The 24483-nt window shown below is 46.6% G+C and carries 25 protein-coding genes and 1 pseudogene; 16 read left to right on the forward strand and 10 right to left on the reverse strand.

Features of this window, described 5'->3' with window-relative positions:
- The first annotated feature begins 5 nt into the window (after positions 1–5).
- Positions 6–1397: a cystathionine beta-synthase gene (locus LN737_RS06120; protein WP_405517114.1), complete on the forward strand. Its 1392-nt coding sequence runs from the start codon at positions 6–8 to the stop codon at positions 1395–1397.
- Positions 1398–1409: 12 nt separating this feature from the next.
- On the opposite strand, the gene rsgA is transcribed toward LN737_RS06120, so the two are convergent.
- Positions 1410–2336 (reverse strand): ribosome small subunit-dependent GTPase A, encoded by a 927-nt coding sequence (gene rsgA / locus LN737_RS06125; RefSeq protein ID WP_405517116.1) that lies wholly within the window; start codon positions 2334–2336, stop codon positions 1410–1412.
- Between the two features lie 79 nt (positions 2337–2415).
- Positions 2416–3684: a 3-deoxy-D-manno-octulosonic acid transferase gene (locus LN737_RS06130; RefSeq protein WP_405517118.1), complete on the reverse strand. Its 1269-nt coding sequence runs from the start codon at positions 3682–3684 to the stop codon at positions 2416–2418.
- A 59-nt stretch (positions 3685–3743) separates the two neighbouring features.
- Between LN737_RS06130 and LN737_RS06135 the strand changes: the two genes are divergently transcribed.
- The gene (locus tag LN737_RS06135) at positions 3744–4052 is read left to right on the forward strand and encodes a phosphoribosylpyrophosphate synthetase (RefSeq protein WP_405517120.1); all 309 of its coding nucleotides are present in this window, start codon (positions 3744–3746) and stop codon (positions 4050–4052) included.
- A 54-nt stretch (positions 4053–4106) separates the two neighbouring features.
- The gene (gene ytxJ, locus LN737_RS06140) at positions 4107–4436 is read left to right on the forward strand and encodes a bacillithiol system redox-active protein YtxJ (protein WP_405517122.1); all 330 of its coding nucleotides are present in this window, start codon (positions 4107–4109) and stop codon (positions 4434–4436) included.
- A gap of 86 nt (positions 4437–4522) precedes the next feature.
- Here the strand turns inward: ytxJ and folB are convergent, their stop codons facing one another.
- From folB to LN737_RS06155, 3 genes and pseudogenes are all read right to left on the reverse strand, one after another.
- Entirely contained in the window at positions 4523–4873 is a 351-nt protein-coding gene (gene folB, locus LN737_RS06145) for a dihydroneopterin aldolase (RefSeq protein WP_405520327.1), read from the reverse strand.
- A gap of 74 nt (positions 4874–4947) precedes the next feature.
- Positions 4948–5889, reverse strand: a complete 942-nt coding sequence (locus LN737_RS06150) for a DivIVA domain-containing protein (RefSeq protein ID WP_405517124.1) — start codon at positions 5887–5889, stop codon at positions 4948–4950.
- Positions 5890–6005: 116 nt separating this feature from the next.
- Positions 6006–6907: pseudogene (locus LN737_RS06155) on the reverse strand (WD40 repeat domain-containing protein).
- 75 nt (positions 6908–6982) lie between these two features.
- Between LN737_RS06155 and LN737_RS06160 the strand changes: the two are divergent.
- Positions 6983–7609 carry a 4'-phosphopantetheinyl transferase superfamily protein gene (locus tag LN737_RS06160; protein WP_405517126.1) on the forward strand — a complete coding sequence of 209 codons (627 nt, stop codon included), beginning with the start codon at positions 6983–6985 and terminating at the stop codon, positions 7607–7609.
- Positions 7610–7664: 55 nt separating this feature from the next.
- Here the strand turns inward: LN737_RS06160 and LN737_RS06165 are convergent, their stop codons facing one another.
- On the reverse strand, positions 7665–8540 hold the full coding sequence (locus LN737_RS06165) for a transglutaminase-like domain-containing protein (protein WP_405517128.1): 876 nt from the start codon (positions 8538–8540) through the stop codon (positions 7665–7667).
- 130 nt (positions 8541–8670) lie between these two features.
- Between LN737_RS06165 and galE the strand changes: the two genes are divergently transcribed.
- From galE to LN737_RS06200, 7 genes are all read left to right on the forward strand, one after another.
- On the forward strand, positions 8671–9702 hold the full coding sequence (galE, locus tag LN737_RS06170; RefSeq protein ID WP_405517129.1) for a UDP-glucose 4-epimerase GalE: 1032 nt from the start codon (positions 8671–8673) through the stop codon (positions 9700–9702).
- Between the two features lie 86 nt (positions 9703–9788).
- The gene (rfbB, locus tag LN737_RS06175; protein WP_405517131.1) at positions 9789–10841 is read left to right on the forward strand and encodes a dTDP-glucose 4,6-dehydratase; all 1053 of its coding nucleotides are present in this window, start codon (positions 9789–9791) and stop codon (positions 10839–10841) included.
- Between the two features lie 92 nt (positions 10842–10933).
- Entirely contained in the window at positions 10934–11794 is an 861-nt protein-coding gene (gene rfbA, locus LN737_RS06180; protein ID WP_405517132.1) for a glucose-1-phosphate thymidylyltransferase RfbA, read from the forward strand.
- Between the two features lie 404 nt (positions 11795–12198).
- Complete coding sequence (locus LN737_RS06185; RefSeq protein WP_405517134.1) at positions 12199–12606, forward strand: hypothetical protein; 408 nt, start codon at positions 12199–12201, stop codon at positions 12604–12606.
- A gap of 16 nt (positions 12607–12622) precedes the next feature.
- Positions 12623–13300, forward strand: a complete 678-nt coding sequence (locus tag LN737_RS06190; protein WP_405517136.1) for a hypothetical protein — start codon at positions 12623–12625, stop codon at positions 13298–13300.
- 181 nt (positions 13301–13481) lie between these two features.
- On the forward strand, positions 13482–14294 hold the full coding sequence (locus LN737_RS06195) for a sensor histidine kinase (protein ID WP_405517138.1): 813 nt from the start codon (positions 13482–13484) through the stop codon (positions 14292–14294).
- Between the two features lie 64 nt (positions 14295–14358).
- Positions 14359–15015 (forward strand): response regulator transcription factor, encoded by a 657-nt coding sequence (locus tag LN737_RS06200; protein WP_405517140.1) that lies wholly within the window; start codon positions 14359–14361, stop codon positions 15013–15015.
- A gap of 76 nt (positions 15016–15091) precedes the next feature.
- Here the strand turns inward: LN737_RS06200 and LN737_RS06205 are convergent, their stop codons facing one another.
- Positions 15092–15880 carry an SDR family oxidoreductase gene (locus LN737_RS06205; RefSeq protein WP_405517142.1) on the reverse strand — a complete coding sequence of 263 codons (789 nt, stop codon included), beginning with the start codon at positions 15878–15880 and terminating at the stop codon, positions 15092–15094.
- Between the two features lie 176 nt (positions 15881–16056).
- Between LN737_RS06205 and LN737_RS06210 the strand changes: the two genes are divergently transcribed.
- The 4 genes from LN737_RS06210 to LN737_RS06225 all read left to right on the forward strand — a co-directional run bounded on the left by LN737_RS06210 (position 16057) and on the right by LN737_RS06225 (position 20471).
- Entirely contained in the window at positions 16057–16638 is a 582-nt protein-coding gene (locus LN737_RS06210; protein ID WP_405517143.1) for a LemA family protein, read from the forward strand.
- Between the two features lie 78 nt (positions 16639–16716).
- On the forward strand, positions 16717–17151 hold the full coding sequence (locus tag LN737_RS06215; RefSeq protein ID WP_405517145.1) for a TPM domain-containing protein: 435 nt from the start codon (positions 16717–16719) through the stop codon (positions 17149–17151).
- Positions 17144–18001: a YgcG family protein gene (locus tag LN737_RS06220; RefSeq protein WP_405517147.1), complete on the forward strand. Its 858-nt coding sequence runs from the start codon at positions 17144–17146 to the stop codon at positions 17999–18001. Before LN737_RS06215 ends, LN737_RS06220 begins: the two co-directional genes overlap by 8 nt.
- 115 nt (positions 18002–18116) lie before the next feature.
- Positions 18117–20471 (forward strand): carbohydrate binding family 9 domain-containing protein, encoded by a 2355-nt coding sequence (locus tag LN737_RS06225; RefSeq protein WP_405517149.1) that lies wholly within the window; start codon positions 18117–18119, stop codon positions 20469–20471.
- A 23-nt stretch (positions 20472–20494) separates the two neighbouring features.
- Here the strand turns inward: LN737_RS06225 and lpcA are convergent, their stop codons facing one another.
- Positions 20495–21067, reverse strand: a complete 573-nt coding sequence (gene lpcA / locus LN737_RS06230; protein WP_405517151.1) for a D-sedoheptulose 7-phosphate isomerase — start codon at positions 21065–21067, stop codon at positions 20495–20497.
- Between the two features lie 95 nt (positions 21068–21162).
- Positions 21163–22941, reverse strand: a complete 1779-nt coding sequence (locus LN737_RS06235) for a hypothetical protein (RefSeq protein WP_405517153.1) — start codon at positions 22939–22941, stop codon at positions 21163–21165.
- A gap of 133 nt (positions 22942–23074) precedes the next feature.
- Here LN737_RS06235 and upp point away from each other — a divergent pair, with 133 nt between their 5' ends.
- Positions 23075–23722 (forward strand): uracil phosphoribosyltransferase, encoded by a 648-nt coding sequence (gene upp / locus LN737_RS06240; RefSeq protein WP_405517155.1) that lies wholly within the window; start codon positions 23075–23077, stop codon positions 23720–23722.
- Positions 23723–23800: 78 nt separating this feature from the next.
- On the opposite strand, the gene LN737_RS06245 is transcribed toward upp, so the two are convergent.
- The gene (locus tag LN737_RS06245) at positions 23801–24442 is read right to left on the reverse strand and encodes an outer membrane lipoprotein carrier protein LolA (protein WP_405517157.1); all 642 of its coding nucleotides are present in this window, start codon (positions 24440–24442) and stop codon (positions 23801–23803) included.
- Between the last annotated feature and the right edge of the window lie 41 nt (positions 24443–24483).

Raw genomic sequence — 24483 nt, forward strand, 5'->3', positions numbered from 1 at the left:
CCACCATGAACTACTATAATTCAATCGTCGATACTATTGGAAATACTCCCCTGGTGAAACTCAACAAAGTCACCAAGGGCATCCGCGGAACTGTTCTGGCGAAAGTCGAATATTTCAACCCTGGCAATTCGGTGAAAGATCGCATTGCCGTTCGCATGATTGAAGATGCTGAGGCACGCGGTGTACTGAAACCGGGTGGAACGATCATTGAAGGTACGAGTGGGAACACCGGAATGGGGCTAGCGCTGGCAGCAATCGGCAAAGGTTATAAGTGCATTTTCACGATGGCTGATAAACAATCCAAGGAGAAAATCGATATTCTGCGGGCGGTTGGCGCTGAGGTAGTGGTTTGCCCAACGAACGTAGCACCCGACGATCCTCGTTCGTATTACTCAGTTGCCAAAAAACTTAATCGCGACATTCCCAACTCATTGTATCCTAATCAGTATGATAATCTGGCCAATACGGCTGCGCATTATGAAACGACCGGCCCTGAAATCTGGCGGGATACCGACGGCAAAATCACGCATTTTGCCGCTGGTGTTGGTACGGGCGGTACAATTTGTGGTACGTCGAAATTCCTGAAAGAGCAGAATCCCCAGGTGGTTTCCATTGGGCTGGATACCTATGGCTCCGTTTTTAAAAAATACAAAGAGACTGGCATCTTCGACGAAGGGGAGATTTATCCGTATATGACCGAAGGCATTGGTGAAGATATCCTCCCACAAAATGTGGATTTCAGCCTGATCGATCATTTTGTGAAAGTTACGGACAAAGACGCGGCTATCATGGCCCGGAGGTTATCCCGTGAGGAGGGGTTATTTGTGGGTTGGTCGTGCGGTACGGCGGTACATGGTGCGCTGGAATGGGCCAAAGAAAACCTGACGGAAACCGACGTACTGGTGATTTTATTACCCGATCACGGGACACGATACCTGGCCAAGATTTATAACGACGCCTGGATGAAAGACCACGGTTTTCTGGAAGATCGCTCGTTTAAAACGGCTCGGGATATTATTCATCATAAAAATGGCGGTGCACTGGATCGGCAATCAGCGCTGACCACAATCGGCACGGGTGTGTCGGTCAGCCAGGCGATTCAGGTATTGAATAAATACAGCATTTCACAGATACCCGTTACGGACGAAACCGGGCATATTGTCGGTAGTTTGACAGACTCGACCATCCTGAACCGACTCATCGAAGACCCAAGCGTAAAAGATCGTTTAGTAAGCGACGTAATGGATAAACCGTTCAAATTTGTTGGGCTGGATAATACCATCGATGCCTTGTCGTCACTGATTGATCGTGATAACAAAGCGCTGCTGGTTCGCGACGAAAAAGAACAGGTGCATATCATTACGCAGGCTGACCTGCTGGCGGCCATGACAAACTAACGGACGAGTTAACTATCGCCGATTGTCGCTGCCATCCATCATGCTTAGGTAGCTCATGTAGCGGCTCTCGGCGATCTCTCCTTCGGCAACCGCTTCTTTGATGGCGCAACCCGGTTCGTTGAGGTGAAGGCAGTTGTGGAAACGACACTGATTCAGACGATTGCGCATCTCGGGAAAGTAATGACTAATCTCCTCTTTCGACGTATCGATAAGCCCTAGTTCCTTTATACCCGGCGTGTCGATGATGTACGTATCAGGTGCCAGTTCGAACATTTCGGCGAAAGTAGTTGTGTGTACACCCTTATTGGCAAAAGTCGACACTTCGTTTGTGCGAAGATTCAAATCGGGCGCGATGGCATTGACAAGCGATGATTTCCCAACGCCCGAATGGCCTGATAATAAAGTCACTTTGTGGTCGAGCAATTGCCGGAATGCATCGATTCCTTCGCCTTCCGTCGCTGATGTGGATAAACAGCGGTAACCGATCAGCTCATACATGTCCATGATTTCCTGCTGATACGCCAGTCCTTCGTCATTTAGAATATCAGATTTGTTGAAGACGATTGCCGTAGCGATTCGAAACGACTCTGCCGAAACTAAAAACCGGTCAATAAACCCCAGTGAGGTACGTGGTAACGTAAGAGTTGCCAGTAACACAGCCTGATCGATGTTGGCCGCCAGAATATGGCCATGCGCCGTTTTATGGACGGATTGACGGATAATATAATTTTCGCGGGGCGCAATGTCGGTGATGACCGCCGTATTTTCGGTTTCGTCTTCCACATCAAACATGACTCGGTCACCCACCGCAATAGGATTCGTGACCTTTAGGCCCTTGATCTTGAATTTACCCTTCAACCGACCCTGAAAAATATGCCCATCCTCGTCACGAACATCGTACCAGGAACCTGTGGATCGTATGACTAAACCGTTGTACAATTTTTAAAGAGTGAAAAGGTGAAAGAGCGAACGAGAGTGATCAAAAAGTACTGATAAGGAGGCCAGCTTGTGTTGGTAGTTAGCTTTTCTCCCTTTTAGCTCGTTCGTTCATGAATTGCTTTACAACTTCCATAACCTGTGCTGTAGCGCCAATGTTCCGTTGGACATAAGCGCGGCTGATAAGGGCTGCTTTTGTTGGCTTGCTATATTGTTTTGAGAAGGAATTTATCAGCTCCGTTACGTTGCCAACCGGAAAAGCGGCCCCTTCCCGCAGCAGATCAATGGCTTCCTGAAATTTGTCGTATTCGGGACCAAAAAATAGGGGCATCCCGAACGTAGCTGCTTCCAGAATGTTATGCAGTCCCTGTTTAAACGCTCCGCCAATGTAGGCAAATTCGCCGTATTGATACAGCGACGAAAGCATACCGATGTTGTCGATAATAAGCGACTGCGTGAAGGGTTGAATGAGCGAAGGATCGGCAAGAGCTTCTGAATAACGTACCGACGGTTTAGTCAACTGCAAACGCCAGCGTTCAATTTCGTCGTCATGAATCTCATGTGGAGCAATAATCACCTTAAGTGGCTGGTCAAACGTATTCAGAAAAGGAATAAGAACGGCCATATCTTCCGGCCAGGCGCTGCCTACAACCAAAAGAGGATGACTATTTTTAAACGTAGCGGCCAAGGGAATTTCTTTTCTGGCAGCAGCCACTTCGGCTACCCGATCGAAGCGCGTATCGCCCGCCTGGGTCACGTTCGTAATGCCAATACGTTTCAAAAGACCAACCGACTCCTGATTCTGTACCAGAATGTGATTAAAATAACGAAGCATTGTCCGGTAAAATCCGCCGTAGGGTTTGAAAAAAAGCTGATCAGGACGAAAAATGGCTGAAAAGGAAATAGTTGGTATATGCGCTGTATTCAACGCATGGAGGTAGTTGTACCAGAATTCATACTTAATAAAAAACGCAAGCTGTGGCTTTACTATCTGAATAAACCGTCGGGCATTTTCAGCCGTATCGGCGGGTAGATAAAGGATGTAATCGGCGCCATCGTAGTTTTTCCGGACTTCATATCCTGAAGGTGAGAAAAACGTTACTAAAATTTTATAATCCGGATATTGGGCGCGAAAAGCTTCGATGACGGGCCGGCCCTGTTCAAATTCACCTAAAGAAGCGGCATGGAACCAAACTATTGGCGCTTCGTTTCCAGCCAGTTTCTGGGTTAACTCATTTGCCCAGTTTCGCCGACCTTCAACCCATAGCCGCGCTTTGGGATTAAATTGCGCAGCGAATCGCATCAGAAACTGAAACGTAACAATGCCGGTATTGTAAATTCCAGAAAACAAGCGAATACTCGGTTGGTTATATTTACAAAGCTACAAACTCACCATCAAATCACTCATTCATGCAAACCTACGATACCGTTACGGAAGCCCTGGAAGGACTAAAAAAACAAGGTTTCATACTGGACTACAATCTGAAACCTGATCGTTTACACTGTGAATCCAAGAATATTGAACTAAGTCCAGCCGATTTTGATATTGTCGATGTCTTTCGTTTTGAAGGGATGACCGACCCCGGCGACGAGACCGTGGTGTACGCTGTAGAAGCAACCAACGGCGATAAGGGAACCCTGGTTGATGCGTATGGTACTTATTCTGAAGCTATTTCGCCAGAAATGGCTGAGAAGCTGCGGTATACACCCGAAGGCTAACGAACTTTTCGGGGGCTAAAATGCTTCTACGTCCAGAGAAGGTATGTTACTAAAATGAACTGGAATAAACTAACGAGCGACGCTCAACTCGACGTAATCAAAGAAGAATCAGTAAAACAACCTGTTTTGATCTTCAAGCATAGTACAAGTTGTTCTATCAGCGCAATGGCCCTGAGCCGTATGGAGCGTAACTGGAACGAACAACTTGGTGTAAAACCGTATTATCTGGATTTGCTCGCTAACCGGCCGATTTCCAACAAAATTGAAAATGTATTCGGAGTAGAGCACGAATCACCTCAGGTGCTGCTTATTCGAAACGGTGAGTGCATTTATGATGCCTCACATATGTCGATCTCATTCGCAGGCTTGCAACAGGCAGTGTGAGATTAAATGACGAATGGACAATGAATAATGACTAGTTTTTAATGCCGTATTAGTCACTGTTCATTGTCCATTCGTTATTTAATTCCTCATTCTTTTAGGGTGATTTTGGCTCGGTGGCAGACCCCGCCTATGGGTGGGTTGAATTTGGATACGCTCACTTCAACCGCTTCCAATTCAGCATATTTAGCCCGGATTTCCTGAATGATCTGATGGGCAATATGTTCGAGCAGCCGGGCTGGTTTCTTCATGACGCCCGCAGTAATTCGGTATAAGTCCTCATAATTGACCGTAGCGCTCAGTCGATCACGTCGGGCGGCTTCCGAAAAATCAGCCGTCACGATAATGTCAACGGAATACTTATTGCCTATTTTTTGCTCCTCATCATAAAAACCGTGATAGGAGAAAAATTCCAGGCCTTCTAACGCAATTGTTCCCATACGTAATCGTGACCTGTAGAGCCAGCGTAATCCCGCATTCATTTACGGGGTTTTCTGCCAACGTTTGACGTCACTTAAATCTGATCAAAAAATGAGCCGCCTTTTCTGGACTGTGACTGCTCGGTCGATTGAGTAGGTTCTGGTTCAGGTGTGTTGACCTCGGCTATGGTTGAGGCTGGAGCCTGTTCCTCTAAGTTAGCTTCCACGCGGGTACTGGCGGTTTGCTCCTGTGAGGCTTCGGGTTGACCGGCATGATGAATCGCATCATTAAGCTTTTCTATGACAGACTCATCGAGCGGAATGGCTTCGGGGATTGAGGGTTCACGCTGGGTTAAAAGCGGCAGGTCTGCCACAGGATTAGCTGTTGCATCTGCGCTGGGGCTGGGTGAGGCTTCCGTAGCTTTATCCTGATCCGGGCTATTCTTAGCGTCAAGCTGCTTTAATTCGTCCTTGATCTGCGAAGCAACTTCATCAATTTTGCCTTTAAGGTTTTGTTTGGTAAACTTCTTCTCAAAACGTTCTACACTGTCAACGGCGTTACCGGCCAGGGTGCGGATCTGCACCGCTAAATTTTCTTTATAACCTTCCAGCGCTTTGAAATCGTGCTCTAAGGATTTAAGATCGTTTAAGATATTATCTTTCAGATAACGCGACTGATTCTCAGCATCCTGTACCATTAAGACAGAACGTTTTCGGGCGTCAGCCAGCAGCGAATCGGCTTTTTGTTTCGCTTCGTTAATGTATTTTTCGCCTGCTTTGTTCGCCTGATCAGTAATCTGCGTACTTGTATCTTCGGCCGTTTTCAGGGTTCTGAACAAGGTCATTTCGACTTCTTTCAGCTTTCCCAGTTCTTTTTCGGCCAGTTCAAGCTGCATTTTGAGCATTTTGTAATCGCTGGTTAAACGCTCCCATTCTTCGGCTAGTGAATTCAGAAAAGCGTCAACATCTTCTGTTTTATAACCGCGCAACCCCTTTTCAAATGTGTGCTGCCGGATTTCGATTGGCGTAATTTTCATTGGTGCGCTCAGGGTTTTGGTCGTTACTGATTGTCAGATAGAGGTGAAATAACGTGCATAATACTGATTTTACAAAAAATAGCCTGAAAAATAGGATATTCCTGGCATTATGTTGGCTATTCGCTCAGTTGCCACACCGAAACCGTTCGATCATCGCTAGCCGAAAGTAATTGCTGATGGTAACTTGTCCACAATAATTTGTTGACCGATGTTCCATGGCCTGCATGACGCGCTCTGTCGACAACTTTCAGTAATCGGTACGTATCGGCATCCCAAATTTTGATGGATTTATCCATGCTGGCGGTCGCAAATAAACTGCTATCGGGGCTGAAAGTCAGATGGTTAATGGCAAACATATGCGCCACAATATCAGTCTGTAGGGCATAGGTTTTCTCTACGTCCCAGACTTTCAGGTGGGCGTCGCGTCCGGCTGTCAGTAAATACCGAAAATCGGGCGAGTACGATAGGGTAAAAACGGAGTTTGAATGCGCTGGAATAACCTGTTTTAGCGCATGAGTTGCCAGGTCGAAAACACGTACTGTATGGTCACTGTACCCGACGGCTAGTTCACGTTCCACCGGGTTAATGGCAATGCATCGCGCTGATTGATCCGAAGCTTTAATATGTTTCCTGCTTACCAGCAACTCAGTATCAATCACAGCGACTACACCGTCTGCCAGGGCTACAAACGCGTCATTTTTATAAAATTTGATGTCAAAAATCGCCGATGACGTCAGCTTTATCGAGCTGACTTCTTTTTCTCGACCGTATCGATTAGATGTAAACCTTCGAAATTCTGGCCTACCCACAATAGCTTACTGACAGGGTGTATTGCCAGGGCGTAGATGGAAGCGGGGACTTTAGCGACTAAGTCACCTCGGTCGGGCCGGTCGAGCGACCACCGAACAACCAGGCCGTCGGCTCCGGATGAAAAAAACTGGTTGGCTTCCAGACCAGCTTCGAGTGCGTAAACACAGTCGCGATGCCCACCGAACGTATCAATTTTTTCTACAGTCACTGTAAAAATGGATAAGTTGAAGCTCAAAGGTCGGTAAACCTTTCTTTTTCTCGAATGACTTCCGACTTTTGATTTGTGACGTTTCAGATAGATATAAATAACGATTGTATTGTTTCGCTCCGGGCTATTACCGAAGACGAACCGACACTTTGGCGAGCCTTGTCGCTAACGGCGTCGGAACAGGAGGATTTAGCCGGTATAACACACTCGGCCCAACGGATCGAATGGCTGTCGTGTCGTGTAGCGGTTCAACAATTAATCGAATCGCAGGGAATGCCCTATGCTGGCCTGCAAAAAGACGAATTCGGAAAACCTCATCTTATCAATTCGCCCTGGCATATTTCCTTATCACATACGGCTGGGTGGGCCGCTGCTGTACTGCATCGGTCGCGTCCGGTTGGGATTGACATTGAGCCAATTCGGGAGCAATTCAGGCGAGTTGTACCTAGGGTTTTGTCCGACAGTGAAATTGCTCATGCAGCCGGTGACCCAAACCGCCTGGCTGTGTACTGGTGTGCCAAAGAAGCCTTGTATAAGCTATATGGAAAACGTCAGCTTACTTTCCGCGATCATCTGCACGTAGAGCCATTTGCCGATCAGGCCGATCACCTGGTTGGTCATGTGCGGCTACCAGATCATGAAGAGCAACTGATAATCCGGTGTTTCGAGGCCGGGCCGGGCTTGCTGGCGGTAGCATATTGAAAAAAGCGTACGTAATCATCAACTACAGATGATTACGTACGCTTAAAGGCATTTATTACCGTTGCGTATAATCCGACAGAGGAAGCCCGTCGCCATCGTCCTGAACGGTACTCAGAATTTTTTCAACCTCACGTACCCGCTCTATATCGCCGTTTTTTTCGAAAGCCAGTGTCAGATTACGTAATACTCTCCGAACAATATCAGTATTGGTGCAAGGCTGATAAAATGTATCCAATCGCTTGATATTCAACTGGTCGATGTACTGGTCAATATCTTTGGTTGTAAAGATCAGTCCCCGGTTGAATACGTTTATGTAGAACTGGATGCCGTTGCTGTTTTTGTATGTAAGCACAAATAAATTCGGCAAATTAACCCCATATACCGGCAAATTAAGGCGCTTCGCAATCAACATATACAGCACACAAAGCGTAATGGGATTACCTCGTCGTGATTCAAGTACCTGATTGATCATTGAATTGGCGGGCGAGTGAAAATGCTTCGTATTCGGAGCAAATTTCAATTTCGAGAAAAAAGCACTGTTCATCGCCCTGATCTGCTCATCGGGGTGCATATCGGGTTTGAAGTCGACCCATACATCGTAAAACAATTGCTCTACGTCCTGCTTTAGTTTGCTAAGCGATAAATCGGGATATTGATACGTAGCGATGATCCATAGTCCTTCGAGGAGATCCATTGCCCCGCCATTTTTCCAGTCGCGCATGCGTTCCAGAACTGATTCGTACTGAAGATCGTGAATAATTTCTTCAATACGTTTTTGCAGTTCAGGATTGAAACTGCCTTCCCACTCAGCTTCCAAAAACGGAATCATTTGCCCGCCTATCTGCCGAATTTGCTGTTCGACATGCTCGACTACCTCCTGGTCTTCATCATCTAAAAGCGAGATCAACGCTTTCAATTCATTGTCGTTCATGCGTTAGTATTACTTTTTGGGGTGACCCCAGAGTAAAAACTGTTTTCGGAAACCTCCTGAATATACTACTTTTGTCTGGTATTGTGAGTTACAGGAACAAAGTAGCAACAAAAATTTTATAAAAAACGGTTTGACTTCTACAAGCTCATCTCCCAAAATTCTGGTCACCGGTGGCGCTGGCTTCATTGGCTCCCATACGGTTGTATCACTGATCGAGGCCGGTTTTGAACCGGTTATTATCGACAACTTTTCTAACTCCGAACGCTCGGTCCTAGTTGGATTACGTACTATTTTAGGCCGTGACGTTACGTGCTATCCGGTCGATTGCAACGATGAAGCCGAAATGGAAAGTATTTTCCAGAAAGAAAAACCCATTGGGGTTATCCACTTTGCGGCTCATAAAGCCGTTGGCGAATCGGTTGCTCAGCCGTTGAAATACTATCGAAATAACCTCGATTCGCTGCTCCTTCTGCTGGAACTGATGCCCGCATTTAAGGTGCCTAATCTGGTTTTTTCGTCTTCCTGTACGGTATACGGACAGCCGGAGCAACTGCCGGTTACCGAAGAGACACCCCGTCTGCCTGCTCAATCGCCCTATGGAAACACAAAAGCTATAGGAGAAGACATTATTCGTGATGCTGTTCGGGCCAAAGTACCGGTCAAAGCGTTGGCGTTACGTTATTTTAATCCAATCGGTGCCCATCCATCGGCGCAGATTGGTGAGCTGCCTCTAGGCGTTCCGGCTAACCTGGTGCCTTTTATTACGCAGACAGCCGCGGGTATCCGCCCCGGCCTGACGGTATATGGCGATGACTATAATACGCCCGATGGTACGTGTATCCGGGATTATATCGACGTAATGGATTTGGCTGATGCCCACGTACAGGCCCTTAAGAAACTTATCGAGAAAGATATGGCTTCTTCATATGATGTTATTAATATTGGCACTGGCCGGGGCGAAACAGTCTTGAACGTCATAAAAACATTTGAAGAGGCAACAGGCGTTAAGGTAAATTATGCCATAGGACCACGCCGGCCGGGTGACGTTGAGAAAGTTTATGCCGATGTTTCGAAGGCCACCAAGGTACTAAATTGGTCTGCTCGCCGGTCATTAGCAGAATCTTTACGCGATGCATGGCAATGGCAACAGAAAATTAGCTAAATTGTTTACGGTTTTCAGTTTACGGGTTTTAAAGGGTGTTTCAATTTACCGTAAATCACAAACCGTAAACTATAAACTTGTATAAAATGAAACTTCTTATCACGGGTGGGGCTGGATTCATTGGATCTCACGTCGTACGATTATTTGTTACAAAATACCCCGAATACCAGATTTATAACCTTGATGCGCTGACTTACGCGGGTAATCTGGCGAATTTGACAGATATCGAGCACGCTCCGAATTATACCTTCATTAAGGGGGATATTACCGATGCGAAATTTCTGGAAGATATGTTCGCTGAATTATCGTTCGATGGGGTCATTCACCTGGCTGCCGAATCGCACGTAGATCGCTCCATTACCGACCCTATGTCGTTCGTTATGACCAATGTAGTCGGAACGGTAAATCTGCTCAATGCTGCCAAGAATAGCTGGACTGGCAATTTCGACGGAAAGCGGTTCTATCATGTTTCGACCGACGAGGTGTACGGTTCACTCCATAATCCGGAAGATTTTTTCACGGAAGAAACACCCTACGATCCACAATCACCTTATTCAGCGTCTAAAGCTGCATCCGATCATTTTGTTCGCGCTTACGGCAATACGTATAAACTCCCGGTTGTCTTATCCAACTGTTCAAATAACTATGGCCCGAATCATTTTCCGGAAAAACTCATTCCGCTGATGATTCATAACATCCGCAATAACAAGCCATTGCCCGTATACGGTAAAGGTGAAAATGTCCGCGACTGGTTATTTGTAGTCGATCATGCCCGGGCTATCGATGCGGTTTTCCACACCGGAAAATCAGGAGAGACCTATAACATCGGTGGCTTCAACGAGTGGAAAAATATCGATCTGGTCAATCTGTTGTGCAAGATCATGGATCGTAAACTAGATCGGCCTGAAGGCACGTCGGCCCAGCTCATTACGTACGTAACGGATCGCGCCGGGCACGATCTTCGCTACGCTATCGATGCTCACAAAATTATGAATGACTTAGGCTGGCAACCCTCCCTTCAGTTTGAAGAAGGGCTTGAAAAAACGGTCGACTGGTTCCTGGCCAACCAGGCCTGGTTAGATGATGTGACCTCGGGCGCCTACCAGAGTTATTACCAGGGAATGTACGCGAATAGATAAATATTGAATGAGTGAATGAGCAAATGAGTGAATAAAATGTTTGTAACAGCTATTCACTCATTCGCTCATTCACTCATTCGCTCATTCAACTAATGAAAGGAATCATACTTGCCGGAGGTTCGGGTACGCGCCTTCATCCGCTTACGCTGGCTGTTTCGAAACAGCTCATGCCTGTTTACGATAAGCCAATGATTTATTACCCGCTATCGATTCTGATGCTGGCGGGTATCCGTGAGATTCTGATTATCTCAACACCGCACGATCTGCCCCATTTCGAGAAACTCCTCGGCGACGGAACACGTATTGGCTGTCAATTCAGTTATGCTGTTCAGCCTAGCCCTGATGGACTGGCGCAGGCATTTATTATCGGCGAGGAATTTATTGGCAATGATAAAGTTGCGCTTGTATTGGGCGACAATATTTTTTACGGTTCGGGCTTATCTAAGCTGCTTCAGGCCAACAACGACCCTGATGGGGGCGTAGTGTATGCCTATCAGGTACATGATCCCGAGCGATATGGTGTCGTTGAGTTCGATGATCACTTCAACGTACTGTCTATTGAAGAAAAGCCCGAAAAGCCCAAATCAAATTATGCTGTACCGGGTTTATACTTCTACGACAATGATGTTGTGAACATTGCCAAAAACATCAAACCATCACCGCGGGGAGAACTGGAAATTACCGACGTAAACCGTGTATATCTGGAGCGCGGCAAACTCAAAGTGGGCGTACTGGATCGGGGAACAGCCTGGCTCGATACGGGTACGTTTGAATCGCTGATACAAGCTGGCCAGTTTGTCCATGTGATTGAAGAGCGGCAGGGGTTAAAGATTGGCTGCATTGAAGAAATTGCATACCGCATGAAATTCATTGATGCCACCCAGCTTGCTGAGATTGCAAAGCCGCTGGTAAAAAGTGGGTACGGCGCTTACTTATTGAACCTGCTTAAGTAGATCCTGATACTTAAAGAGAACATGAATTTCTATGAAAAAAGGCCGGGGCAAACTGCTCCGGCCTTTTTTGTTAACCTAACCTATGAGATGAGAAAAATCGTTTTGGATTGGCTCAGCCCGTTACGTTACAAAAGTAATGGCTTCGTCTAGCCGTTTTAAGCGCAGAAACCCCGTTTTTAAGCCCGCAGCCTAGAACAGGCAAAAGTCCGCAATCTACTACGTAGAAATACGTATTAATGAAATTAATTGGACGGTATAATAGATTGATAATTAACTAATTATACTTAAATGATAGGCTACTGTCTGAATTGGGGTAGAAACACAGGTGGTCTATATTCGGGCATGCTTTCCGATTTTGTCCACCCACTAAAATCCCTATTAACTAAATTCTAAATTTTTTCTGTATGAGTGCTTTCACTAAAGATGCAGGGCGTATCCTTGACTCAAAAGAGACAAAATCCATGACGGGCGCCTACCGCGAACGTAAAATAGAAACGGGGCTAAAACCAGATGAGTACGTCCGCTCAGAATTTTTTGGAATCAATCAGGTCTTGCATCTTCTTGAACAGCCTGGCTGTATCGGCTTACGAATTCACCATGCCAAACGCTGGGAAGATGAGAACGGTAACCCAACCGAACCCGGCAAGGGTCAGCTTAAACCACGCGTTCTGCTTACGGGCGTAGATGCCCAGGGTAAAGATATGCCTGTTTATACTGATAAGGCGGGTATGAAAGATATGGCAAGTGGAGGTGGTGGCGGCTCCGTAGGCGATGGACTACCTTGTCCGCAACATTGTGGCGATAGTAACTAACTAATTACTTACTATTATGCTCGACAGGCTACTACTACTGTATGAAAAATATCCGTTAGATTTTATTACACATTTGAGTAGTAGCCTGCCCATTTTATTCGGCATTGTTAGATATAAATACCTTAATACAGCGTCAAAGCTTATCGTTAGCTTCTTTTTATTCTTCTTTATAAAAGAGACGTATGGAACATGGCTGGCGGTTTTGAAGGTGAATAATTACTTCCTGCAAAACCTTGAAACCATTGCCCAGACGTGGATCGTATTAGCCATTGCGCTATTGTGCTTTCGGACCTCTGGTTTAAAACGGCTAAGTGTAATTTTAGGGATTATATGCTCAATTGCCTGTATCATAACGTATCAAAGTGATGCTATATCCTCAGTAAGTCTATCTTCATTTCGTCTGTTTGCCATATTTTTTTGTTTAGCTTATTTCAACAAAATATTAATTGATATCCAGGTAAAAAATATTCTTCTCCACACACTCTTCTGGTTTTCAACGGGTTTACTTATCTATTCTACAGGAACATTTTTCATTGTACTCTTTAGCGAATACTGGTATAAAGACATCAATAAAGTTCCGGCTGAAGTGTTCGATAAATACTGGAATGTAGGCCAGGTTTTATTTATCATTTTTGCGCTGTTGTCAGCGCTGGGGTTGTGGACTAGTAAGTATGACCGGGAAAATTTACTATAATGGTCGGGGCTTACTTTCGTTTATACTATCCCAGCTACGTATAAAAGTTAACTGAATCTATTTTCGTATTGCCCTTATACTGGCTGTTATTACCATTGGCTCAATCATGTAGGTAAATGATTGACATTCAGGTCATGATTAGCCAACTTTACTAATTAGTGTTCATTTTTAGATTGTCCTGATGTCAGTAGATTCCGGTTTTGTCATTGCCGTCGGTACGGCCGTGTTGTTGATGATGGCTGTGTTCATCATCATCTTCGTGGCCTATTACCAGCAAAAACAGGCGAAGCAACAACTGGCTCTCAAGGAGATGCAGGCCCAGCACAGACGCGAGCTTATGGCTGCTACGTTTCGTGGGCAAGAGGAGGAGCGTAAACGGCTCGCTGAAGACATGCACGACGGGATTGGCACGATGTTGTCGATCACTAAAATGAGTCTAAACCAGCTTGAGCAGAAACTGGGCGGTGAAGTACAGGTGGGGTTCGAGTTTCAGAAAACCCGCTCGATGATCGATGAGACGATGACGAATGTCCGACGTATCAGCCGGAATCTGGTGCCGACGACCCTCGAACGATTTGGCTTACTGGCGGCCCTGGAAGAATTGGCTGACCGGGCTAATGATGGTGAACTGGAAGTAGAGTTGAATTATCCTGAAACTGCCGTTCAGATTCCTCCAACGCTGGAGTTGATGCTGTATCGCATCAGTCAGGAATTGGTGAATAACGCCATTCGACATGCGCGCGCCCGGCATATCACCATTCAGCTTATCTGTATGGATAATGAGATTCGTCTGTCGGTTGTCGATGATGGCGTAGGATTTGATTTTGACGCTATTATGGAAAACCGGCAGGGCGGGCTAGGGTTACGAACTATCGAGAGCCGATTGAACGTAGTGAATGGCCATGTCACGTTCGACGTAGCGCCGGGCCGGGGCTCTCAGATTCATGTGCAGGTGCGCCTGCATGATGCGCAGCCTGTCGATTTATTGAGTTAATTTGTTTGCTGAACAGTTGCTGTTCGCGACTAATCCTGCATTGACCTTTAACTCTTGCTACTCTATGCGAAAAATTAAACTGGCCCTTTGCGACGATCATACGTTGTTCCGCGTCGGAATGGCCACCATTCTCGGTCAGGTTCAGGATTTTGAGCTAATTCTGGAAGCGAGTAATGGGCAGGAACTGATTGATAGGATTTCCCGCAAAACACCCGATGTTGTTTTGCTCGATCTGCAAATGCCGGTTATGGACGGCACCGCTACTGCCGACTACATGCGTGAACATTATCCGCTTGTTAAAATCGTCGTGCTGACCATGCACGACGAAGATCGTATGGTGTTGCATTTGCTCGAAAAGGGGGTTAGTGGGTATTTGCTCAAAGATGCCGAAGCGGGTGAAGTCGAAAAAGCCGTTCGGAAAGTGATGGATGAAGGCGTCTACCTCAATGAATTTGTGTCGAAGGCAATGCTTCGCAAGATGACCAATAAGACAACGGTAAAGCCTGTTAATGCGTTTTACAACAGTAAAATTCTGCTTTCCGAACGGGAAAAAGAAGTACTAGCGCTCATTTGCGAAGGCCTTTCGACCAATGAGATCAGCGAAAAAATCTTCCTGAGTCCACGTACTGTTGAAGGGCATCGTCTGCGAATTCTTGAAAAAACGGGCACTAAAAATACCGCGGGTATGGTAGCTTATGCCTTCAAGAATAGTTTAGTTTAAAAAAATAAGGCAGAGCCCCGAGCTAGCGACGGCAGATGTCGGACAATGGTCACTAGCACTTTTGTGCCGTACGTTTTTATAAACTTCCTGTTTTTCCGCCGTCTACCGGAACGTTGATACCATTGATAGAAGCAGCTGCGGGCGTGCATAGAAAGGCCACAGCCGCTGCGACTTCTTCTGGTTTAATAAATCGTCCGGTTGGAATTTCATGCTCCAGTTGAACGGCTATTTCGCTCTCCGTTTTGCCTGACGTTTTGGCTCGCATACGAATCGTTGATTCCAGCCGAGCAGTTTGCGTATAACCAGGCAAAACATTATTGACCGTAATACCAAACTGAGCGATCTCCAGCGACAACGTTTTTGCCCACTGCGCCACAGCCCCCCGAATGGTATTGGAGACCCCCAGGCCCACAATCGGTTGTTTGACAGAGGTTGATATAATATTGACAATACGACCATAACCTGCCTGTTTCATAGCCGGAAAAACGGCTTGTACTAACACCTGATTGTTAATGAGATGGTTATGAAATGTTTGGGTTAATTCGTCAGGTTTAGCCTCTATTAACGGTCCTCCTGCCGGCCCGCCCGTATTGTTGACCAGAATGTGTATATCCGGAAATTGAGCTAAATGACTTTTAATACCCTGATCTACAGCATCAGGCTGGCTAAAATCGGCTACAACGTAACGATGCTGCTGACCGGCCTTTGTGGCCAATTCGGCTATTGTGTCTTTAAGCGCCTGCTCATTACGTGCCATTAGTACGATATTGGCACCCAACAAAGCCAGTTCGATGGCCGTAGCGCGGCCAATTCCCTGTGTACTTCCGCAGACGAGAGCGGTTTTTCCGGTTAGGTCAAGATTCATTATGTTGCCTGCTTTGAGTTTATAAGCCCATTTTCCGAAAAGTAAGGTATACCAATCATCAAGACAAATACCCAAACAAAAATGGCAAAAGTACCGTTAGCGTAGTTTTACATAAACTAATTAGTAGTTTTGGCCAACTTTGAAAGCAGTACTAACCTTTTGCATTCTAACAAACCATGTCAAAGACTTTAATTATTGTAGTAGTAATTGCCCTTATTCTGGGCATGTACGGCTGTAGTTCATATAATGGGCTGGTTCAAAGCGATACTAATGTACAGGAGAAATGGTCGCAGGTTCAGACGCAGTACCAACGCCGGTCTGACCTGATTCCGAATCTGGTTCGGACTGTACAGGGCGCTGCCAATTTCGAGAAAGGGACCCTAGTGGCTGTTCAGGAAGCACGGTCTAAAGCTACCAGCATCAATCTGTCGGCCGATCAGTTGACGCCGGAAAACATTCAGAAATTTCAGGCTGCTCAGGATCAGGTAAGTGGGTCACTGTCGCGGTTATTGGCCGTTGCGGAAAACTATCCTAATCTGAAAGCGAATCAGAATTTTCTGGAGCTACAGGCCCAATTGGAAGGCACCGAAAACCGCATAGCTGTATCCCGAAATGATTTTAATGGGGCTGTAAAAACGTATAATCAGTCAGTACGTTCGTTCCCCAACAACATCTTCGCTGGTATATTCGGCTTTCCCGTAAAAGGGTTCTTCGAAGCTTCACAGGCTGCCCAGAGCGCTCCAACAGTACAGTTTTAATTAGTTAGGAACCTGAGCAGGACGTAGGGATTCTTTCCAAAATTCCACTCCCTGCTCAGGTTCCGGGCTACCTGCTCTATGCCAACCAACCTATTTACTCCTGACGAGCAACAGCGGATTGTGGATGCCATACGGCAGGCCGAGAAGGCTACGTCGGGCGAAATCCGTGTGCATGTTGAACCAAATTGCCCGAGCACTGACCCCGTAGAACGGGCTATCGAACTATTTGCCCGCTTAGGTATGCACCAGACGAAGGAGCAGAACGGTGTATTATTTTATCTGGCTCACGACGACCGTAAATTCGCTGTAGTGGGCGACAAGGGTATTGATGCAAAAGTGCCCGCTAATTTTTGGGAAGCCACAAAAGAATTGATGAAAAGTCACTTTGCAGCGGGTGAATATGCCAAAGGATTGAGTAAGGGAATTGAGCGGGCTGGCGAACAGTTGAAACAATATTTTCCGTACGCCAGCGAAGATACCAACGAACTTGCCGACGATATTTCGTTTGATTAATACTGACGTGAACGTACCCCTTTTTCTTATACACCTAGCCCGAACGCTACGTATCGGTTTGCTCTTCGTGCTAATTACCGCACCGGTCTTATGGGCGCAGGATACTACCGACGACAGTTCAACGGCTAATGCGGTTATTCCTGATAAGCCCAATCCTCCTCGATTAGTCAATGATTTTGTGGGTATTCTAAGCAGTTCGGAGCGGTCGCAGCTTGAGCAAAAACTACGTGCCTATAACGATTCAACCTCGACTCAGATCGTAGTTGTTATTGTAAAAACAACAGAACCATATCCCATCGGCGATTTTGCATTTCAGGTGGGTCGAAAATGGGGCATTGGGCAAGAAGGAAAAAATAACGGTCTGGTACTGGCCTGGGCTACCCAGACACGAAAGATATTCATTGCTACCGGCTATGGCCTGGAAGGAGCCATTCCGGATGCTATTGCCAAGCGAATTATCAGTAACACGATTGTTCCAGCCTTTAAGCAGGAACAATATTTTCAGGGCCTAAACGAGGCTACGACTGAAATTATCCAGCGGGCAAGCGGTGAGTACAAAAGCGATCCCGATACAAATACAGGTGATGGAGACGGCTCCAGTGGCTTGTTCATCGCACTAATCGTCTTTCTAATCATCATTTTCATTATTGCCCGTCGTAACCGAGGTGGCGGGGGCGGTAGTAATCGTAATCGAGGGGGCGGTTGGGGCCCCGTCTTTTTCCCGACATCAACTTATTCTGGCTGGGGAAGCTCAGGAGGTGGCTGGAGTGGTGGCGGCAGCAGTGGAGGAGGTTTTGGTGGCTTTGGTGGCGGTAGTTTTGGCGGTGGAGGAGCCGGAGGAGACTATTAAGTAGAAATACGCGTGCACCTTTACCGATGAATAGGCTGTATCGACCGTTCAACCTCAACAATCTGATTCGACCAAAGCCTGTTGCTTAATTTTGGTGGATAATACCTCCACCTCAATGTTATCCTTTATTGTTCGCTGTTGGCTCATTTTAGCCTTACTTCCGCTTTATTCCTTCGCACAAACCAATTCTACGGTACCCAATACGGCGCAGTCGGATGTCGTTCAACCCGACACAGCGCGGGATGGCGCAATTGATCAACAGAGGCTGAACGGGCAGGTAACAACAGGCCAGGCGGTAATTTTTGCTCCACCCAAAAAGCCTAGAATCATACAGGCAGTTGAAATCAGTGATAAACTCAAAGTAGACGGGCATTTGGATGAACCTGAATGGCAACGGGCAAAGCCGGTTAACCGATTTGTACAAGTTGATCCTAAGCAGGGCCGTCCGGCTACTTTTGATACAGACGTCCGGGTGTTATATAATCGACACTTTCTTTACGTAGCTGCTATCAATTACGACACGCTGGGTCGCAAAGCCATTCGAACGCCAAACTTCAAGCGTGATTTTTCTACAATGGCTAACGACCTCTTTGGCGTTGTCATCGATGGGTTTAATGACCGTCGAAATGCCATGACGTTCGCCACGAATCCGTACGGAACACAACGGGATTTGCTCTCGTTCGACGATGTGTTGAACGATATCGATTGGGATGGTTTCTGGAAAGTACGTACCAGTCGCACCGATTCAGGCTGGGTAGCCGAAATACAGATTCCGTGGCAAACGCTTCGTTACGCCCGTTCGGCCGATTCTACGCAGTCGTGGGGGATCAACTTCTTCCGCAACCGGCGTTATTCAAACGAATTGTCAGCCTGGTCACCTTATCCGCGGGCGTTTACATCAAGCCGGGTGGCATACGCTGGCCTGATTATGGGGTTGAAGCCCCCGCCACCTTCGCCCAACATTCGCGTGCAGCCCTACGTATTACTCAGCGATGATCGCTTCAATGGTACCGAAATCGGACATACTCAGAGCGCAAAGATCAAATTAGGTGGCGATGTAAAATGGGCCATCAATCCGAACACAGTTCTTGATTTGACATTGAACACCGACTTCGCACAAGCCGATGTAGATCGCCAGGTAAATAATCTTACTCGGTTTTCGGTGTTGTTTCCAGAACGTAGAGCTTTCTTTCTGGAAAATGCGAGCTTGTTTGGCGCGGGTTTACCAGGAAACGCTAACACAGGCGAAGGGGGGAGTATGATTATTCAGCCCTTTTTCAGCCGGACAATCGGATTGGCAACGCTTCCGGATGGTACGAGTACCCCTGTGCCGATAGATGCTGGAGCCCGCTTAGTGTACAGGTCACTTAACCGAAATTACGGAGGTATGCTCATTCGCCAGCGTGGTATACCCGGAAGCCCAACAACGGACTTTGCTGTTGGACGTTACGTTGAGAATGTAGGTCGTCAGAACCGAATTGGTGGATTGGTTACGCTAAAAAATGTACACGCTGCTGATAGCCTTACCGGCCGCCAGAATGCAACCATTGCCCTTGACGGATTTTTTCGGCTGAACCAGACCTTATCTTACAGCGCTATGGTAATCAATACCCTAGGCTCAACTGGTGCTGATCGGGGAATGGCAGGGTACAGTCAGCTGATGTATCGAACAAATCAGATTGTCGCCTGGTGGACGGAGTCGATAGTAACGAGAAACTTTAATCCTGAAATGGGCTTCGTGTCACGTAATGACGTGATTGCAACAACGCCGGGTGCCTATCTGGTTAATCGCGGCCGTTGGTTGCCCCGATGGGTACGTGGTTTTGAGCCAGGCGCTTTTCTAGAACTCTATCATAAAGCGTCGACGGGCTATTTACAGGAAGCGCAGTACAACATGAATCCGGTCTGGCTGACGTTTCAGAATGGCGGCAATATCGGTCTGTTTGTGAACCCTACTTTTCAGCGTTTAGACGACGGCGATTATCGTCCTTTGAGTTTGAATATAGCTTCGGGCAAGTATCGTTACGTTCGTTATCAGATCATGTTTAGCACCGATCCATCAAAAAAACTGTCCTTTCAGCTAAATGGTGAAACAGGTCGCTATTATGATGGTCAGCTCAACTACGGCCGTGGCTCGATGGTACTGGCTCCTATTCCACATATGTCGTTTACACTAAGCGGAGAGGTAAACAATTTTGATCGGGTAGGAGGTTATACCGGTACCATTGGCTTATACAGCATCGAAAGCCGAATGGCCGTTAATCCAAGATTACAGTTAATCAGCTTTTTCCAGCGTAATACGTATACCGATAAAAACGTCTGGAACATTCGGCTTGCCTGGGAATTTCAGCCCTTATCCTTTCTGTACATCGTTTATAATAACGGCACTTATGCCGGTTCGCTCCGGGCTACCGATCGTCAGCAGGAGCAGCACATCATTGGAAAGCTATCGTATCTGAAGCAATTCTAAACCGCATGGGCGGCCCATGCGGTTTATATGACCTGCTTTTCAATCAGCAATATAAACAGGTGAATCACTTTTATGTGGATTTCCTGAATACGGTCGGCGTATCCAAAGTGAGGCACGCGGATTTCTACGTCAGCCTGACCAGCCAGTTTTCCCCCGTCTTTGCCAGTTAGCAGCACCACCTGCATACCTTTCTGGCGGGCTGCTTCAACCGCCCGGATGACATTAGCCGAATTACCGCTGGTACTGAGGCCAAGCAGTACGTCGCCCGGATTGCCTAAGCCCTCGACAAATCGGGAAAAGACAAATTCGTAGCCATAATCATTACTTACGCAGGAGATGTGGCTGACATCCGAAATGGCAATAGCGGCCAAAGAGCGACGATCACCACGGTAACGTCCCGAAAGTTCTTCGGCAAAATGCATCGCATCGCAATGCGAGCCACCGTTGCCACACGAAATAATTTTATGGCCATTTTTAAGGGCATTGGCCATCAATATAGCCGCCTGTTCAATGGCTGAGAGATGAGCGGGATTGCTGAGAAATGTATCTAAAACGGACTGGGCTTCGGTCAGTTCGCTACGTATGAGATCAAGCATAAAAGTCGTAAAATCGTAAAGCCTTGTAACCGCAGAGGAATTACAAGATTGCAAACTTACTTAGGTCTACTGACTTTTTCGACTTATGCCAGTTTTCAGAACACCAAGTTTCGATAAGGAATATTCCAGCGAAGTGCGAAGCTGGCTACCTGATCGGTGTATCGATCGGGGCGATACTGGCTGTCCTGGAACCGATACAGATAACGGCCTTCCAGAAATATGTTATGCCGAATCATATACGAAGCTCTCGCGTCAATGTACGTAATGACTGTTTTACGGCCCTGACCAATAAAATTGCCTTCGTCACGTATACGGCCATTATAATCCTTTAAAATATTCCCTCCGTAATTAATATCGGGTGCTGGATCTGCGCCATACATCATCAGACCAAATATGCCGTTGGCCGTCAGGCGCTTTTGCTGATAGCGTACAATACCGATGCCTTCCAGAAAATTTCCGCCCAGGGGATGCGCTAATGGTTGATTATAATGAGCATAATTGGTTTGACCCGAATTGACGCTAGGTGTCGACTCGTGGGAGTACGTAAACGGGCGGGCCAGATTCAGCTCAGCTTGCAGGTCAAGATTAGGAACGTTGAAGGCATCGATGTATTTGCCCCCTACCTGTACTGCAAATTTATTGGTCCAGTCTCCTCTGCCCTCCCGTAAGGCGCCAAGCCGAAACTCATCGATCATGATCTGACTGTAGACCATAAATTGAGAGAGGAAATTAGCCTTAAAATCGATACCAATCATGGCATTATCGGCACTCCCCTGACTCGATTCAACGTAACGGTACAGAATGATCGGATTTAAATAACTAATGTCGAATCGATCCCGGCTAAACACTTCGGCTTCAAATATGCCCAGGTTCATGTGGTCATTCAGGTTGATGCTCAGGTGGTGAATGGCCGTGAACTTTTGGGGAATCAAATGTTCGCCCTTTGGCAAAGGAGCCTGCTTGTTTTGCAAAGAAGCAAACAGGTTTGTGTATTGAATACGTTTGCCCAAACGGGTCGATAATTTCAGAAATAGATAGGGCGGGCTGTTGTCGGAGAGTAATAATGACCGAAAACCGTTACCAAAGAAATTCCGGTCGTGCCCAAATTGAATATTGATGACCTTGAGCGCATTAAACGTAATGTAGCCTCGGGCCGACAAATAATCGACAGCTCCGCTGGAGCCGAAGGGTTTCACAAAGCCTTCGCCGGGTGCCGAATTGGTGGAGTCGCCCGAATAGATTTTCCCGTATTGGCGAACGTATTCAGGATAGGATGCCTGCGTATCGGAAAAGAACGTATAAAAACCCAGCTTACGGCCAATAGAACCGCGTATTTCCAGCCCCCGCGTATTTACGAATAACATACGCTGATTGCTGGTCAACTCATCCGATTGCCCCGACCGATTATCGAGGCCAAAACCAACATATACGGCCGGGTTGATGTGCAGATCAACATCGGGCGTTTGCAGATTATAGAAATCGGCTTTTTTATGAAAAAAGTGCTTTAGAACAGGCTGGCGGCTATCGCCTGGTGCACCCGGCTGGCGAACGTACTTAGTAAAGGGGTCCAGCCGTATCGAATCTCGGGGATTGACCCATTCCCAACTGTCATTACGCAGATAATCGAAATTGAAGTAATCAGAATCTGAAAAATCGCGGCCGGGGTGCGATAACAAACTATCTGTCAGTTGAATAATGCTCTCCCGATTGTAGGGCTTTACCGTACTATGGAAACCGTCGGCCCAACGATTCTGCCGAATTTCAAGCCGGTCGATAAGGTGATAATAATCTGCGTTGAGGGGTACAAAAGGGCTCTGCGCCCGAGCAGTTAACGAAAGAAGTAGACAACAGAAAACGTAAACGTTGCAGCGCATGTAAATTACTGACTGTCGAGCCGGTCGTGCTTTTTACAGACTCAGTGTACTAAATGAATCGCTTAAATTAGGGAATTGGTTTGGATATACGCTAACCTTGCGGCTAATTTAGAGCGAACGAACCCCTGTTTCTATGTTTGTCTTTGCACAGCAGTCCTCTCTGGCTAATCAGTTTATGGCCGAACTCCGTAATGTTTCTCTTCAACAGGATCGTCTGCGGTTTCGACGTAATCTGGAACGCCTTGGTGAATTGATGGCTTACGAGATTTCAAAAAAGTTAACCTATCAAAACGTATCGGTGCAAACACCACTAGGTATTGCCAATACGCAAGTGCTTCGGCAGCAGCCAGTTCTGGCTACTATTCTTCGGGCAGGTTTGCCTTTTCATCAGGGGTTTGCCAATTATTTTGATCAAGCCGAGAACGCCTTTGCTGGTGCTTATCGTGGGTATGTGCCCGACGGAAATGATGAGTTTGAAATTGCTATGGATTACATTGTCAGTCCCGACCTGAGCGGTAAAGTGCTGATTCTGTGCGATCCAATGCTGGCCACTGGTCGTTCGCTCGAAAAAGTGTATCATGCTTTGCTACGTTACGGTATCCCAGCCCAAACGCACATTGCGGCCATTATTGCCAGTCCGGAAGGAGTTCGTTACGTTCAGCAGCGACTACCTCAATGCCATCTTTGGCTCGGCGCCATCGACGATCACCTTAACGAACACTTTTATATTGTTCCCGGCCTGGGCGACTCAGGCGATCTGGCATTCGGAGCGAAAGTATAAAAAGCGTAAGCCAGAAGCCACCCACGTCAATATCGGGTAACTTCTGGCTTACGCTTTTTATATTTTACGTTTTGGCCATTACCTCAGGTCCACAACCTCAACGCCCGGATATTTTGATTTATCGAAGACGAATAAGGCGTCGGGGGCATTTACGTTGGGGGTGAACTTAGTAATGGTATACGACGTACGTTTGCCATCTTTATTAATAATCAACCAGTTACGTACTGACTTATCAGCTTTGTCGACCGAAATTTCCACGGTTGAGATCGGGCTTTTTGGGCGATTCGGTGTCAACTCGATTACTTCAACTGTCCGGCCACCCTGTTTTTGTTCTTTCAAAAAACGGTAGTTAAAGCCACGTTTATAGATAGAATAAATCTGAGTCGGATTTAATTCGCTGCTGGTGCCGCCTTCATAGTCCTGTACGTTTACTTCGTTAGACTCTTTGATGTAAGTCGACATCGTTTTTCCATCGGTAAATACTTCTTGCCCTCCCAACACCAGCCGGAATTTTTCATTTTTTACGGTCAAATCGCCTTTATAGGATTCTTTCGTACCCGCTCCCGCGCTAGCGTATGTAAAGGCAGCCTGATAGGATTTCAGTGCTTGATATTTTTTACTCATCGCATCCAGAATCTGCTGAGCTCGTTTATCTTTTTGAGCCATGGCAGGTAGCGTTACGACTAACGCCAGATTAAGCATCCAAACTATTTTCTTCATTTTTATAAATATTACTCGTAAATGCAAGATTATGAATCGCT

This window comes from Spirosoma sp. KNUC1025 (assembly GCF_045160025.1).
Lineage (GTDB): Bacteria > Bacteroidota > Bacteroidia > Cytophagales > Spirosomataceae > Spirosoma.